Origin of the sequence: Streptomyces silvisoli (assembly GCF_029269905.1) — a bacterium.
Classification (GTDB): Bacteria; Actinomycetota; Actinomycetes; order Streptomycetales; family Streptomycetaceae; genus Streptantibioticus_A; species Streptantibioticus_A silvisoli_A.
In genome coordinates, this window is the sequence record NZ_JARJBC010000020.1 from 116,610 (window position 1) to 131,155 (window position 14,546).

Genomic DNA, 14,546 nt, shown 5'->3' on the forward strand with positions numbered 1-14,546 from the left:
CGCTCGGTCTCGGAAGCCGTTTCGCGAGCGATCATGCCAAAAGAACGGCGGTCGGCCCAGAGTCGGGCCGACCGCCGTCCGGCTTCACGGCACGAAGCCGTACGAATGCGTCACCTGCCGGTGGGCCGCACCACCCACTCGCCCTTGCGCATCACACCCGCCAGCGCGAAGTCGTCGTCCAGGACCACGAGGTCGGCGTCCTTGCCCGGCTCCAGCGAGCCGACGCGGTCGTAAAGCCCGAGCAGCTTGGCCGGGTTGGCGGAAATGGCCTGTACGACCTGCTCGATCGGCAGCCGGTCGACGGTCACCGCGCGGCGGAACGCGGTGTCCAGGGTGAGCGTGGATCCCGCGATGGAGCCGCCCTCCACGAGCCGGGCCACCCCGTCCTTGACCTCGACCTGCATCGGGCCGAGCGGATAGCGGCCGTCGCTCATACCGGCCGCGCCCATCGCGTCGGTGATGAACGCCACCCGCCGGGCACCCGCGTTGCGGAACGCCAACTCCAGGACGGACGGGTGCAGATGGGTGCCGTCGTTGATCAGCTCCACCGTGACCCGCTCGTCGCCGAGGAGCGCGGCGATCGGGCCGGGAGCGCGGTGGGCCAGCGCCGGCATGGCGTTGAACAGGTGCGTCGCGACGGTCGCGCCCGCGTCGATCGCCTCCAGCGTCGCGTCGTAGTCCCCGTCGGTGTGGCCCACGGCGGCGATGACCCCGTGCTCGACCAGCAGCCGTACCGAGTCCAGCCCGCCGGGCAGTTCGGGGGCGAGCGTCATCATCCGGGCGGTGCCGCGCGCCGCGTCGACCAGCTTCCGTACGTCGGCCGGGTCCGGATCGCGCAGCAGCGTCGGCTCGTGCGCGCCGCAGCGGTGCGGGGAGATGAACGGACCCTCGAAGTGGATTCCGGCCAACTCGCCCTGCTCGACCAGTTCGGACAGCGCGCCGGCCTGGCGGGCGAGGTCGTCCAGGTCACCGGTGACGGTCGAGGCGAGCATGGTGGTGGTGCCGTGGGCGCGGTGCGTGCCGATGGCGGTCAGCGCCTCCTCGGCGGTGCCCGCGGAGAAGGAGGCCCCACCGCCGCCGTGCACGTGGATGTCGACGAAACCGGGCACGATCCAGTGCCCGGAAAGGTCGGTGCCGCCGCGCTCGTCGTAGCGGTTGGCGGCGATCCGGCCGCCCTCGACGGTCAGGCTGTCCTGGACGACGCCCGACGGCAGTACCACCCGTGCCCCGGCGAGGACTTCGCGGCGATCGGTGTGCTGTGTGTCCATCAGGCGGTTACCTCCACGGAGAGTCGGTCCCAGGCGAGCAGACCCGCGCCCAGGCACCCGGCAGCGTCCCCGAGGGCCGCCGGAACGATGAGGGGGAGCCGTTGGAACGTCACGCGCTCCGTGACGGCCTCGCGCAGCGGCGCCAGCAGCGTCTCGCCCGCCTCGGCCAGCCCGCCGCCGACGATCAGCGTTCCCGGGTCGAGCAGGGTGAGCCCGGTCACCAGGCCGTCGGCCAGGGCGCTGACGGCGTTGCGCCAGACGGCCAGCGCGCGCGGGTCGGCCTTGTCGACCGCCTGCGCGCAGTCGGCGGCGGTGGCCGCCGGGTCACCGCTCGCCTCGGCCCAGTCGCGGGCCACCGCGGCGGCCGACGCCTCGGTCTCCAGGCAGCCGGTCTGCCCGCAGGGACAGCGGCGTCCGCCGGGGCGCACCACGATGTGGCCGATCTCGCCCGCCGAGCCGTGCGCGCCCGGCTCGATCCGGCCGTCGATGCCGATGGCGGCGGCGATCCCGGTGCCCAGCGCGAGGAACAGGAACCGGTCCTGGTCGCGCCCGGCGCCCAGCCGCCCCTCGGCGAGCCCGCCGCAGCGCAGGTCATGGCCGAGGGCGGTGGGGATCCCGCCCAGCCGGTCGGCGAGCAGCGAGCGCATGGGCACGTCCCGCCAGCCGATGTTGGACGAGTAGACGGCGACGCCGCGCGCGTCGTCGACCACCCCGGGTACCGCGACGCCCGCCGCGGCGGCGGTCCTGCCGAGGGTGCGCTCGCCGTGGGCGCGCAGCTGCGCGGCGAAGTCGAGTATGGCGGTGATCACGGCTTCCGGACCGCGCTCGCGGTGCGTGGGGCGGCGCGCCTCGTACAGGAGGGTGCCGTCCGCCGCGACCAGCGCGGCCTTCATGCCGGTGCCGCCTACGTCCAGGGCGATGACGTGTTCCACGGTGACCAGTCTGACCGGTCGTGCCGCACTGGTCTAGTCCACCCGTTGTGCTGCGCCGTCCGCCCACCCGTTTGCCGTCCCCGTTGACGGGGTGGGTGGGCGGCGGGCGCACCTGGCGCGGCACGTATATTGGCGCTTTCGGCGGGGACGAGGCGCAAAGGGCGGTAGGTACACGGTGGAGCGGCGGCGGTTCCTTGGGCTCGCGGCGGGAGGTGGCCTCGCGGGAGCGATGTCGCTGACGGGATGCGGTGGCGGCGCGACGGGCGGCGGCACCAAGCTCACCATGGTCGCGGCGGACTACGGCGACAACGCCACCAACACCTCGCAGACGTACTGGAACGACGTCGCCGGCCAGTTCAAGCAGAAGAACCCCGACATCACGGTTGATGTCAAGGTCTACAGCTGGGACGTGGTGGACAAGAAGGTCGCCGACATGGTGGCCGCCGGGCAGGCCCCCGACATCGCGCAGTGCGGCGCGTACGCCGACTACGCGGCCAAGGGCCTGCTCTACAGCGTGGACGACCTGCTCTCCATACCCGCCCAGGCCGACTTCATCAGCTCCATGGCGGACGCGGGCAGCGTCAACCGGACCCAGTACGGCATGCCGTTCGTCTCCAGCGCGCGCATGCTCTTCTACAACAAGACGCTGTTCAAGCAGGCCGGGATCGTCGACGCCAGCGGCGCCGCGCAGCCGCCGAAGAGCTGGGACGACCTCAAGGCCGCCGCCCAGAAGCTGAAGGCGGCGGGCGTGAAGGTGCCGTTCGGCCTGCCGTTCGGGCCGGAGGAGCCGGCCGCGGAGACGCTGATATGGATGCTCGGCAACGGCGGCAACTACACCGACGACGTGGGCAGTTACACCATCAACTCGGCGCAGAACATCGAGGCCTTCCAGTGGATCAAGGCCAACCTCTCCGACACCGGCCTGTCCGGCCGCAACCCGGCCACCACCAACCGCCAGGACGTGTTCAACGCGTTCGCCGCCGGTGACTGCGGTTTCCTCAACGGCCACCCCACGCTGATGCAGATGGCCGAGAGGGCCAGGGTCGACTTCGGCATCGCCAAGATCCCCGGCAAGGGCGGTCCGCTGGCGTCCACGGTCGGTGTCGCCGACTGGATGATGGCGTTCAAGAAGAACGGCAACCGGCAGCAGATCGGCAAGTTCCTGGAGTTCGCGTACAGCCGGCAGAACACGCTGCGGTTCCTGCGCGCCTACGACCTCCAGCCCGTTACGGTGTCCGCGTCCAACGCGATGCTCGCCGACTCCTCCCTGAAGCCGGTCTGGCCGTTCCTGAACGAACTGCCGAGCGCCCGCTTCTACCCGGACAACAAGGTCTCCTGGGGCCCGGTCAACGCCAAGCTGAAGCAGGTCATCGGCCGGGCGGCCACCCAGGACCCGGTGGGCGTCCTCGGCGACCTCCAGCGCACCGCGGAAGCGGCGGACAACAGCGCCGCCGCGAAGTAGCGTTGACGGCGTGGGACGTGCCGAGGAGGTGGCGCCGGTGACGGAGCGGGTTGGCGCCCTGTCCGAGCGGGAGCGCGGCATCCTCGACGTGGCCGGGCGCTCATGGCCGACGGTGGGCGCCAAGGAGCGGGTCGTAAGGGAGCGGTTGGGCATCTCGCCGCACCTGTACTACCAACTCCTCAACGCCCTGCTGGACGACCCCCGCGCCCTCGCCCACGCCCCCGCCACCGTCAACCGTCTGCGCCGCCTGCGCGAGGCGCGCCGCGCCAACCGTTAGCCGACGGGGGGATGCGACCACGGCCGCACCCGCTGCCGGTAGGGTCGGGGCATGGGCAGCCAACCTGTTCCCACCCCCGTAACGCCAGCGGGCAAGGCCGGGATGGCCGCGCTGCTGACCGAGCCCAAGCGGGCCGTGGTGGCGCTGGACTTCGACGGCACGCTGGCTCCGATCGTCGCCGACCCGGAGCAGGCCCGGGCGCATCCGCGCGCGGTGCCGGTGCTCTCCCGGCTGGCGCCCCGGGTAGCCTCGGTCGTGGTGATCACCGGCCGCCCGGCCGGAGTCGCGGTGCGCTACGGGGGCTTCGCGGGCGTACCCGGCCTGGAGAACCTGGTGGTGCTCGGCCACTACGGCGCCGAGCGCTGGGACGCCGTCTCCGGTGAGGTGCGCGGTCCCGGCGACGACCCGGGCGTACTGGCGGTACGGGCCGAGCTGCCCGGATTCCTCGAACGCCTCGGCGCCTGGCGCGACACCTGGGTGGAGACCGCGCACATCGAGCACAAGGGCGGTCGCGCCGTCGCCGTGCACACCCGCAGGACCGACGACCCGAACGCCGCCCTGGAGGCGCTGCGCGGGCCGCTCACCGAACTCGCCCACAAGCACGGCCTGATCGTCGAACCGGGACGCATGGTGCTGGAGCTTCGGCCGCCGGGCATGGACAAGGGCGTCGCGCTGGCCTCATACGTACGGGAGACCGGCGCCGGAGCGGTGCTCTACGCCGGGGACGACCTCGGTGACCTGGCCGCCTTCGACGCGGTGGAGGAGCTCCGGGCGGAGGGCGTGCCCGGGGTGCTGGTGTGCAGCGGCAGCAACGAGGTCGCCGAACTCGCCGCCCGCGCCGACCTGGTGGTCGACGGCCCGGAAGGCGTGGTGGAGCTGCTCGCGGCGCTGGCCGACGCGTTGGCCTGAACTAGTCGGTCAGCGCGGCCAGTTGGTCGAGGAACCAGCGTTGCGGCGGCAGCGCGGTGGCCGCCGCGGCCAGCCGCTTGGTGCGCACGGCCCGCTCGCCGTCGGGCATCGCCAGCCCCTCGTGCAGCGCCCGCGCGGTCGCCTCCACGTCGTACGGGTTCACCACGATCGCGTCCTCGCCCAGCTCCGCGAAGGCGCCCGCCTCCCGGGACAGCACAAGGGCGCAGCCGCCCTCGGAGACCACCGGGACCTCCTTGGCGACCAGGTTCATCCCGTCCCTGATCGGGTTGACCAGCGCCACGTCAGCCAGCCGGTAGGCGGCGAGCGAGCGGGCGAAGTCGTCCTTGACATGCAGGATCAGCGGCTGCCAGTCGGCCGTGCCGTAGCGGGAGTTGACCTCCTCGGCCACCCGCTGCACGGTGGCCGTGTAGTCGCGGTAGACGGCCAGGTCATGGCGCGAGGGGTAGGCGAAGGCGACGTGCACCACGCGGCCGTGCCACTCGGGGTGGGTGGCGAGCAGCCGCTCGTAGGCCAGCAGGCCGCGCACGATGTTCTTGGACAGCTCGGTCCTGTCCACCCGGACGATGACCTTGCGGTCCGGACCGATCTGCTCCCGTAGCGCGGCCATCCGCTCGTCCACGTCCGGGCGGTGCGCGCGCTCCCGTAGGAACTCGGCGTCGGCGCCCAGGCCGTGCACCCCGAGCCGGGTGGTGCGGCCCTCGTGGCGGACCGCCAACCCGTGGCCGTCCGCGGTGACTTCGGCGCCCAGCAGGTCGGCGCAGCACGCGGCGAAGGCGTCCGCCCAGCGGCGGGTGAGGAACGCGGCCCGGTCCGCGCCGAGGACGCCGCGCAGCACCGAGGTGGCGATGTCGTCGGGCAGCAGCCGGAAGTAGTCCGGCGGGGCCCACGGGGTGTGCGAGAAGTGGCCGATCCGCAGATCGGGGCGGCGCTCGCGCAGCAGCCGGGGTGTCAGTGTCAGGTGGTAGTCCTGTACCAGGACGGCCGAGCCCTCGGCGGCCTCTTCGGCCAGCGCGTCGGCGAACGCCGCGTTGTAGCTCTCGTACTGCGCCCACTCGGCGCGGAAGTCCTGGTTGAAAACGGGTTCCAGCGGGGTCTGGTAGAGGAGGTGGTGGACGAACCACAGCACCGAGTTGGCGATGCCGTTGTACGCCCCGGCGAACACCGCCGGGTCGATGTCCAGCATCCGCACCCGCTGACCGCCGGTGTCGGCCGGGTCCAACCGTCCGCCCACGGCCGCGGCCGCCGCGCGGTCGTCGTCGGAGAGCGCCGCGCACACCCACACCGAGTCCGCGTCGGCGCCGATCGCGCTCAGTCCGGAGACCAGTCCTCCGCCACCGCGCCGGGCGGTGAGTGAGCCGTCCTCGGCACGGCTGTACGAGACCGGTCCGCGGTTGGACGCGACCAGGACCTGGGCTGCGCGCGTAGCGACCATACGGCCAGCCTACGATGCGTTCCGCTCACCATGAGCGTTTTTCCGTCCCCGGTCGGGTTCGGTCCGGCGTCCAGGGAGCCCTCACGCCCGGCGAGGGCCGCTGATCGGCGCGGTGCGGAGACTACGCGGCGCGGCGGGCGGCGTACTCGGGGACGGTGATCATCGGCGGCCGCTCCTCGACCACCACCTCGTGGACGCGTGGCTCGAAACCGCCCTCCGGCCCCCGGTCGAACTGCGTCAGCACCGGCCGCACCATGGTGGCCCGGGCCAGTCGTACCTGGGCGGTGCGGTAGATCGTCGCGGCCATCCGGCCGAGCGCATGGGAGTCCTGGTGCCGGTGGTGCCGTACCCCGACGTCCACCTGGGCCAGCGCGTCGAGCCCGACGCAGGCCAGCGCGTCCACCAGCATGCCCAGCTCCACCCCGTACCCCACGGGGAACGGCAGGCGCTCCAGCAGTGCGCGCCGCGCCGCGTACTCGCCGCCCAGCGGCTGTACGAAACCGGCCAGTTGCGGCCAGTGCAGGTTGAGCAGCGGGCGGGCGACCAGCTCGGTGACCCGGCCGCCGCCTGCCGGAACGACGGCGCCGCCGGCCTCCAGCGGCCGGTCGTACATCGCCTTGACCAGATGCACCTCGGGATCTGTCAGCAGCGGCCCGACGATCCCGTACACGAAGCCGGCGTCGAAGTCCCGCAGGTCGGCGTCGATGAAGCAGACGATCTCCCCGCTGGTGGCCATCAGTGAACGCCAGAGCACCTCGCCCTTGCCGGGCACCGCCGGGATCCGCGGCAGCACCGTGTCCCGGTGCACCACCCGCGCTCCGGCGCGCTCGGCCACCTCGGCGGTGCGGTCGGTGGAGCCGGAGTCCATCACCACCAGCTCGTCCACCAGCGGTGCGGCCTCGCTCATCAGCTCCCGTCGGATCTCCCCGACGATCGCGCCAACGGTGGCCTCCTCGTTGAGCGCGGGCAGCACCACGCTCACCGTGCCAGCCGGGCCCGTCGCGCGCTTGGCGGCGAGCAGCTGGTCGAGCGGACGGTCGGCGGTGGACCAGGACCGTCGCTCCAGCCAGCGCTCCACCTCTTCCAGCACTGCCCCGCCTCCCTGTCAGCGGAACCGCGCATGTGACCCATCTCGCGGTTCGGACGACTATCTCAACTGTCCGGCCCTTCGGTTACAGTCTTGGGCAACGCGCCTGACGACCGCATGTCGGCAGCGCGTGAAAAACGCCTGGGTGAACAGCCCAGTGCCATAGAGCTCATCCAGAGGGACTGAGGGAACGGCCCGTTGACGTCCCGGCAACCCTCCTACCGGCCGCGCAGCTGTCAGCCGAGGCCACGGTGGGGAAGGTGCCAATTCCGTCCCGCGGCGAGAAGCGCCGCGGGGAAGATGAGGAGAGAGGCCTCGCCATATGGCTGTCGAAACCGTCGCATCCGCCGTCAGCGCTTCCACCGACTTCGGCCCCGCCGTGGCCCTGTCCTGCCGCGAGTGCGGCGAGCGCTTCCCGCTCGGCCCGATCTTCGCCTGCGAGGCGTGTTTCGGCCCGCTGGAGGTCGCCTACGAGTTCCCCAGCGGTGACCCGGAGGGCCTGCGCCGGCGCATCGAGGCCGGCCCCACCAGCATCTGGCGGTACGCGCCGCTGCTGCCCGTCCCCGCCGACGTGGCCGGCAAGCCGAACCTGAACCCCGGCTTCACCAAGCTCGTCAAGGCCGACCGGCTCGCCCGCGAACTGGGCGTCACCGGCGGTCTGTACGTCAAGGACGACTCGGGCAACCCCACCCACTCCTTCAAGGACCGGGTGGTGGCGATCGCCGTCGAGGCGGCCCGCAACTTCGGCCTGACCACGCTGTCCTGCTCCTCCACCGGCAACCTCGCGGGTGCCGTCGGCGCCGCCGCGGTGCGCGCGGGCTTCCGCAGCTGCGTGTTCATCCCGCACGACCTGGAGGCCGGCAAGGTGGTGATGGCTGCGGTCTACGGCGGTGAACTGGTCGGCATCGAGGGCACGTACGACGACGTGAACCGGTTCTGCAGCGAGCTGATCGGCGATCCGATCGGCGAGGGCTGGGGCTTCACAAACGTCAACCTGCGCCCCTACTACGGCGAGGGCTCCAAGACTCTGGCCTACGAGATCTGTGAGCAACTCGGCTGGCGGCTGCCGGACAACATCGTCATCCCGATCGCCTCCGGCTCCCAACTCACCAAGATCGACAAGGGGTTGCAGGAGCTGGTCAAGCTCGGCCTGGTCGAGGACAAGCCGTACCGGATCTACGGCGCGCAGGCCGAGGGCTGCTCCCCGGTCTCCACCGCCTTCAAGGCCGGGCACGACGTGGTGCGTCCGCAGAAGCCGAACACCATCGCCAAGTCGCTGGCGATCGGCAACCCGGCCGACGGCCCGTACGTGCTGGACATCGCCCGGCGTACCGGTGGCGCGGTCGAGGACGTCAACGACGAGCAGATCGTCGACGCGATCAAGCTGCTGGCCCGCACCGAGGGCATCTTCGCCGAGACCGCGGGCGGGGTGACCATCGGCGTACTGAGGAAGCTGATCGAGACCGGCCAGCTCGACCCGGCCGACGAGACCGTCGCCATCAACACCGGTGACGGCCTGAAGACCCTGGACGCGGTGGCGCCGACCACCGGCCCGACCGCCATCATCCGTCCCACCCTTGACTCGTTCCGAGAGGCTGGCCTCGCATGAGTGTCAACGTCCGCATCCCGACCATCCTGCGCACCTACACCGGCGGACAGGCCGAGGTGACGGCCGAGGGCAGCACGCTGTCCGAGGTCATCGCGTCGCTGGAGCAGAACCATCCCGGCATCTCCGCCCGTGTCCTGGACGACCAGGGCAAGCTGCGCCGCTTCGTGAACGTCTACGTGAACGACGATGACGTGCGGTTCGACAGCGGCCTTGCGACGGCCACGCCCGACGGTGCCGGGGTGTCGATTATTCCGGCCGTCGCCGGCGGCTGACCTCCGGGCACCGAAAACTTCCGGCCATTTGCGAATGCCCCGTTTGCCATTGCGGCAGGCGGGGCACGCGCTTGTTCTCGGGCGCGGTACAGTATGCGCGACAGCGGTCGTCCACGTTTCAAGGGCACCGCTTACAGGCGGCCAAACCTCATTTCCGGTCATTCGCCAACGGTCGTCCGACCACGCTGGGCCGCAAGCGCAGTTCGCACCGCCGCACCACCGCCGTACAGCCGCTCGGGCTCGGGACGTGACGCACGTGCCGGGGGCACGTGAAGAACGCGACAAGTTGTACCCGAAATCGGGGTGCCATTTGTCGCGTTGGTCGGCTATGCCCGGTCCGAGTTGCCCTGAATTCCCGGCCTTTTTCCCGGAATTACCGATCGGGCGCGCACAGAATTCTCGTCCGATTGACCTGTTGCAGAGGGCGTCCATACAGATACATTCAGCCGCGGTCGACACGCGTTCCGGCGCACACCTGCGTGTGTTATGGGGTGGGGTCTGACCCGGGTCCGCGGAGTGCGGTCCCGTGCAAGGGCCAGTAATAGGGGAGTTAGGGATGGCTCAGGGCACCGTCAAGTGGTTCAACGCGGAGAAGGGATACGGCTTCATCGCGGTCGACGGTGGTGCGGACGTCTTCGTGCACTACAGCGCGATCCAGATGGACGGCTACCGCACCCTCGAAGAAGGCCAGCGGGTCGAGTTCGAGATCTCGCAGGGCCAGAAGGGGCCGCAGGCTGACATGGTCCGGATCGCCGGTTGACCTCCGGCGCATCGCGCCACGAGACCTCACGTTCGAAGGGTCCGCACCCCTTGAGGGGCGCGGACCCTTCGCGTATGCGGCGAGCGACCCAAGCGCCTGCGCCCACCCGTCACCCGGCCGCCGCCCCTCATTGAGGCCCTGCGGGCCGCTTGCGCCCACCCGTCGCCCGGCCGCCGCCCCTCATTGAGGCCCTGCGGGCCGCTTGCGCCCACCCGTCGCCCGGCCGCCGCCCCTCATTGAGGCCCTGCGGGCCGCCTGCGCCCACCCGTCGCCCGGCCGCCACCCCTCATTGAGGCCCTGCGGGCCGCTTGCACTCTCGGGGGCAGAGTGCTAATCATTGGCGTTAGCACTCTGACGTTGAGAGTGACAGATGGACCGGGTCGGTGAGGCCCGATCGGCTGTCGGGAAGGAACCGGTGGCCGACCGGCCGTCCGTCGCGGGCGCCAGCGCGGTCCGACGCCAAACCCCCGTCCGGGAGGACCACTTCACATGGCCAAGATCATCGCGTTCGACGAGGAGGCACGGCGCGGCCTTGAGCGCGGTATGAACCAGCTCGCCGACGCCGTAAAGGTGACCCTCGGCCCCAAGGGCCGCAACGTCGTCCTTGAGAAGAAGTGGGGCGCGCCCACGATCACCAACGATGGTGTGTCCATCGCCAAGGAGATCGAGCTCGAGGACCCGTACGAGAAGATCGGCGCCGAGCTGGTCAAGGAGGTCGCCAAGAAGACGGACGACGTCGCCGGTGACGGTACGACGACCGCGACCGTCCTCGCCCAGGCGCTGGTCCGCGAGGGTCTGCGCAACGTCGCCGCCGGTGCCAACCCGATGGCTCTCAAGCGCGGCATCGAGAAGGCCGTCGAGGCCGTCTCCGGTGCGCTGCTCGACCAGGCCAAGGAGGTGGAGACCAAGGAGCAGATCGCCTCCACCGCCTCCATCTCGGCCGCCGACACCCAGATCGGTGAGCTGATCGCCGAGGCCATGGACAAGGTCGGCAAGGAAGGCGTCATCACCGTCGAGGAGTCGCAGACCTTCGGCCTGGAGCTTGAGCTCACCGAGGGCATGCGCTTCGACAAGGGCTACATCTCGGCGTACTTCGCCACCGACATGGAGCGTATGGAGGCCTCCCTCGAGGACCCGTACATCCTGATCGTCAACTCCAAGATCTCCTCGGTCAAGGACCTGCTCCCGCTGCTGGAGAAGGTCATGCAGTCGGGCAAGCCGCTGCTGATCATCGCCGAGGACGTCGAGGGCGAGGCCCTGTCCACCCTGGTGGTCAACAAGATCCGTGGCACCTTCAAGTCCGTCGCCGTCAAGGCCCCGGGCTTCGGTGACCGCCGCAAGGCCATGCTCGGCGACATCGCCATCCTCACCGGTGGCACCGTCATCTCCGAGGAGGTCGGCCTCAAGCTGGAGAACGCCGGTCTCGACCTGCTCGGCCGCGCCCGCAAGGTCGTCATCACCAAGGACGAGACCACCATCGTCGACGGTGCCGGTGACAGCGACCAGGTCCAGGGCCGCGTCAACCAGATCCGCGCCGAGATCGAGCAGTCGGACTCCGACTACGACCGCGAGAAGCTCCAGGAGCGCCTCGCCAAGCTGGCCGGCGGCGTGGCCGTGATCAAGGCCGGTGCCGCCACCGAGGTGGAGCTCAAGGAGCGCAAGCACCGCATCGAGGACGCGGTGCGCAACGCCAAGGCCGCCGTCGAGGAGGGCATCGTCGCCGGTGGTGGCGTGGCCCTGCTGCAGGCCTCCTCGGTCTTCGAGAAGCTGGAGCTGGACGGCGACGAGGCCACCGGTGCCAACGCCGTCAAGCTGGCGCTGGAGGCCCCGCTGAAGCAGATCGCCGTCAACGGTGGTCTCGAGGGCGGCGTCGTCGTGGAGAAGGTGCGCAACCTGGCCGTCGGCCACGGCCTGAACGCCGCGACCGGTGAGTACGTGGACATGATCGCCGAGGGCATCATCGACCCGGCCAAGGTCACCCGCTCCGCGCTGCAGAACGCCGCCTCCATCGCGGCGCTGTTCCTCACCACCGAGGCCGTCATCGCCGACAAGCCGGAGAAGGCCGCCGCTGGCGCCGACGCCGCCGCTGCCGGCATGGGCGGTGGCATGGACTTCTGATCCGCCGAGGATCAGGCTCCGTCCAACCCGAGGGCGGTACCCCACGCGGGGTACCGCCCTCGGGCGTTTGCGCCTTGTCCCCCCGCTTAGTTGAGCGCCGCGCGCAGCGCGGCCCGCAGCCGTCCGCCGTGCCGGGTCAGCAGGCGCTCGGCCGTGGCGGCGTCCACCTCGCCCAGGATGGTGAGGATGGCGTTCTTCACCTCGCCGTCGGTCGCCGCCAGCGCCGCCTCGATCTCCTGGTCGGCCGCGCCGGTGGCCAGTGCGACGATGCGCCGGGCGCGGGCGCGCAGCTTCTCGTTGGAGGAGCGCACGTCGACCATCAGGTTCCCGTAGGTCTTGCCGAGCCGGATCATCGTGATGGTCGAGATCATGTTGAGCACCAGCTTCTGCGCGGTGCCCGCCTTCAACCGGGTGGAACCGGTGAGCAGTTCGGGGCCGACCACCACCTCGATGCCGTGCTCGGCCGCGGCGGCCAGTGCGGAGTCCGCGTTGCAGGACAGCCCGATGGTCAACGCGCCCCGCGCTCGGGCGTGTCCGACCGCCCCGACGGCGTACGGGGTGCGGCCGGAGGCCGAGATCCCGACGACGGTGTCGGCGGCGCCGACACCCAGCGCGTCCAGGTCCTCGGCGGCGAGTTCCGCGCTGTCCTCCGCGCCCTCGACGGCGCTCAGCATCGCGTCGGGACCGCCCGCGATCAGGCCGACGACCTGGCCCGGCCGGGTGTTGAAGGTGGGCGGGCACTCGCTGGCGTCGAGCACGCCGAGCCGTCCCGCGGTGCCCGCGCCCGCGTAGACCAGGCGTCCGCCGCGGGCCATCCGCTCGGCGGTGGCGTCGATGGCGGCGGCGATGTACGGCAGTCGGTCGGCGACGGCGGCCGCGACGGTGGCGTCCTGGCCGTTCATGATCCGGGCGATGTCGAGGGTCGGCAGTTGGTCGATGTCCGAGAGTTCCGGCTGGAACGCCTCGGTGGTGAGGGTCGCCAACTCACGGCGCAGCTCGCCGTAGGGGGTGTCGCGGGACATGGCGGCTGGCTTCCTAACGTGCGGTGGGCGCTTCGGGGCTGTGGCGGTGGGCGAGCGCCTCGTACGAGGCGGACAGGGCGGGCGCCGCCCGCTCGTAGGTGCGCTGCGCCACGCCGACGAACAGGCAGTCGACGACCAGCAGTTGGCTGGTGCGGCTGGACATGGCGGCCGGTCGCAGCTCGCTCTCCCGGCGCACCGCGGTGGTGAGGACGAGATCGGCGTACCTGGCCACCGCGCCGTCCGGCCGTCCGGTGATGGCGACCGTGGTGGCGCCCCGGCCGAAGGCGGCGCGCAGCGGTTCTATGACGTCGACGGTGTTGCCGGAGTGGGTGATGGCCAACGCCACGTCGCCCTGGCGCAGTTGGACGGCGTTGGTCACCGCCAGGTGCGGATCGCTGTGGGCGTGCGCGATGAGCCCGATGCGCAGCAGCTTCTGCACCAGGTCCTGACCGACCAGGGCGGACGCCCCGATGCCGTAGACGTCGATGCGGCGGGCGGCGGTCAACGCCCCCACCACGGCCTCCAGTTGGGATACGTCGAGTCCGGCGGCGGTGTCGGCCAGGGTCTGCCGCTCGTCGTGGGCGAGCTTGGCGACCACGTCGGACAGTGGGTCGTCCACCGCGATGTCCGCGGTGACCGAGGCCGGTGCGCCCGACTGCTGCTGGGCGGCGAACGCGGCGAGCGCCAGCCGCAGGTCACGGTAGCCGGGGTAGCCCAGGACCCGGGCGGTGCGCACGACGGTGGCCTCGCTGGTGCCGGTGCGCTGGGCCAGTGCGGTGACGGTGAGCTGGGCGCAGGCGGCCGGGTCTGCGGCGACCGCTTCGGCGACGCGCTGCATGGAGCGGGGCATGGTGGGGGAGAGGGTTCTGACCCTGGCGGCCAGGGCGGGGCCGGTGTCGCACTGGCGGAAAGTTTCCTTCGCGTTCTGCGTCACGCTTTGAAAGATATTTTCATCGCACGGGTTGGTCAATCATCCGATGCCGGGTCACTCCGGCGGGAGGGGGACAATCGGCGTATGGAACTCGAACCCGCACTGCATGCGGCCCGCGCGTTGGTACTGGCCGATCTGGCGGCCTGCGACATCGACGACGCGGCGGTCGTGTCGCTGGTCGAGGACGCGGTGGCGAACCGCCGGTGGTGGGTGGAGCAGTGGCCGGACGGCGTGGAGTACGTCACCGGGCTGATCGCCCAGGACGTACAGGACGCCCTCCTCGACCGCTACGGGCGCTGGCCCCTGTGCCCCGCCTGCGAGGAGCCGCACGCCCTGGACGTCGAGCCGGAGCTAGGCCCCGATCCGCACTGGGTGTGCGGGAAGGACGGCGTTGTCATCGCGCCCGTCGGCCGGCTGCCGGTCCGTTCCGGCTGAGGTTCGCGAAC

General features: G+C 71.2%; 14 protein-coding genes and 1 riboswitch. Of the genes, 8 read left to right on the forward strand and 6 right to left on the reverse strand.

The window, feature by feature from the left end; genetic code table 11:
- Window positions 1-110: 110 nt before the first annotated feature.
- Window positions 111-1,268 (reverse strand): N-acetylglucosamine-6-phosphate deacetylase, encoded by a 1,158-nt coding sequence (gene nagA / locus P3G67_RS27170; RefSeq protein ID WP_276095852.1) that lies wholly within the window; start codon window positions 1,266-1,268, stop codon window positions 111-113.
- Window positions 1,268-2,200, reverse strand: a complete 933-nt coding sequence (locus P3G67_RS27175) for an ROK family protein (RefSeq protein WP_276095853.1) — start codon at window positions 2,198-2,200, stop codon at window positions 1,268-1,270. The genes nagA and P3G67_RS27175 overlap by 1 nt, the downstream gene beginning before the upstream one ends.
- A 229-nt stretch (window positions 2,201-2,429) precedes the next feature.
- Between P3G67_RS27175 and P3G67_RS27180 the strand changes: the two genes are divergently transcribed.
- Genes P3G67_RS27180 through otsB form a run of 3 tightly spaced genes read left to right on the forward strand, consistent with a single transcriptional unit; the run spans window position 2,430 to window position 4,848 of the window.
- Window positions 2,430-3,662 carry an extracellular solute-binding protein gene (locus P3G67_RS27180; protein ID WP_276095854.1) on the forward strand — a complete coding sequence of 411 codons (1,233 nt, stop codon included), beginning with the start codon at window positions 2,430-2,432 and terminating at the stop codon, window positions 3,660-3,662.
- A gap of 10 nt (window positions 3,663-3,672) precedes the next feature.
- A complete protein-coding gene (locus P3G67_RS27185) occupies window positions 3,673-3,939 on the forward strand; it encodes a DUF3263 domain-containing protein (RefSeq protein WP_269858503.1) in 267 nt (88 codons plus the stop codon).
- Window positions 3,940-3,990: 51 nt separating this feature from the next.
- Window positions 3,991-4,848 (forward strand): trehalose-phosphatase, encoded by an 858-nt coding sequence (otsB, locus tag P3G67_RS27190; protein WP_276095855.1) that lies wholly within the window; start codon window positions 3,991-3,993, stop codon window positions 4,846-4,848.
- Window position 4,849: 1 nt separating this feature from the next.
- On the opposite strand, the gene P3G67_RS27195 is transcribed toward otsB, so the two are convergent.
- Together P3G67_RS27195 and P3G67_RS27200 are read right to left on the reverse strand one after the other, a co-directional pair.
- The gene (locus P3G67_RS27195; protein ID WP_276095856.1) at window positions 4,850-6,301 is read right to left on the reverse strand and encodes an alpha,alpha-trehalose-phosphate synthase (UDP-forming); all 1,452 of its coding nucleotides are present in this window, start codon (window positions 6,299-6,301) and stop codon (window positions 4,850-4,852) included.
- 121 nt (window positions 6,302-6,422) lie between these two features.
- The gene (locus P3G67_RS27200; RefSeq protein ID WP_276095857.1) at window positions 6,423-7,391 is read right to left on the reverse strand and encodes a glucosyl-3-phosphoglycerate synthase; all 969 of its coding nucleotides are present in this window, start codon (window positions 7,389-7,391) and stop codon (window positions 6,423-6,425) included.
- A gap of 163 nt (window positions 7,392-7,554) precedes the next feature.
- Window positions 7,555-7,695: riboswitch (SAM riboswitch) on the forward strand.
- Between the two features lie 15 nt (window positions 7,696-7,710).
- Here P3G67_RS27200 and thrC point away from each other — a divergent pair.
- The 4 genes from thrC to groL all read left to right on the forward strand — a co-directional run bounded on the left by thrC (window position 7,711) and on the right by groL (window position 12,147).
- Window positions 7,711-8,997, forward strand: a complete 1,287-nt coding sequence (gene thrC / locus P3G67_RS27205) for a threonine synthase (RefSeq protein ID WP_276095858.1) — start codon at window positions 7,711-7,713, stop codon at window positions 8,995-8,997.
- Window positions 8,994-9,269 (forward strand): ubiquitin-like small modifier protein 1, encoded by a 276-nt coding sequence (locus P3G67_RS27210; protein ID WP_269858508.1) that lies wholly within the window; start codon window positions 8,994-8,996, stop codon window positions 9,267-9,269. The genes thrC and P3G67_RS27210 overlap by 4 nt, the downstream gene beginning before the upstream one ends.
- A 556-nt stretch (window positions 9,270-9,825) precedes the next feature.
- Window positions 9,826-10,029: a cold-shock protein gene (locus tag P3G67_RS27215; RefSeq protein ID WP_255932426.1), complete on the forward strand. Its 204-nt coding sequence runs from the start codon at window positions 9,826-9,828 to the stop codon at window positions 10,027-10,029.
- Window positions 10,030-10,518: 489 nt separating this feature from the next.
- On the forward strand, window positions 10,519-12,147 hold the full coding sequence (gene groL / locus P3G67_RS27220; RefSeq protein WP_269855584.1) for a chaperonin GroEL: 1,629 nt from the start codon (window positions 10,519-10,521) through the stop codon (window positions 12,145-12,147).
- Window positions 12,148-12,233: 86 nt separating this feature from the next.
- Here the strand turns inward: groL and murQ are convergent, their stop codons facing one another.
- Together murQ and P3G67_RS27230 are read right to left on the reverse strand one after the other, a co-directional pair.
- Entirely contained in the window at window positions 12,234-13,169 is a 936-nt protein-coding gene (gene murQ / locus P3G67_RS27225) for an N-acetylmuramic acid 6-phosphate etherase (RefSeq protein ID WP_269855585.1), read from the reverse strand.
- Between the two features lie 13 nt (window positions 13,170-13,182).
- On the reverse strand, window positions 13,183-14,103 hold the full coding sequence (locus tag P3G67_RS27230; RefSeq protein ID WP_276095859.1) for a MurR/RpiR family transcriptional regulator: 921 nt from the start codon (window positions 14,101-14,103) through the stop codon (window positions 13,183-13,185).
- A gap of 81 nt (window positions 14,104-14,184) precedes the next feature.
- Between P3G67_RS27230 and P3G67_RS27235 the strand changes: the two genes are divergently transcribed.
- A complete protein-coding gene (locus P3G67_RS27235) occupies window positions 14,185-14,535 on the forward strand; it encodes a hypothetical protein (RefSeq protein ID WP_276095860.1) in 351 nt (116 codons plus the stop codon).
- The last annotated feature ends 11 nt before the right edge of the window (window positions 14,536-14,546 follow it).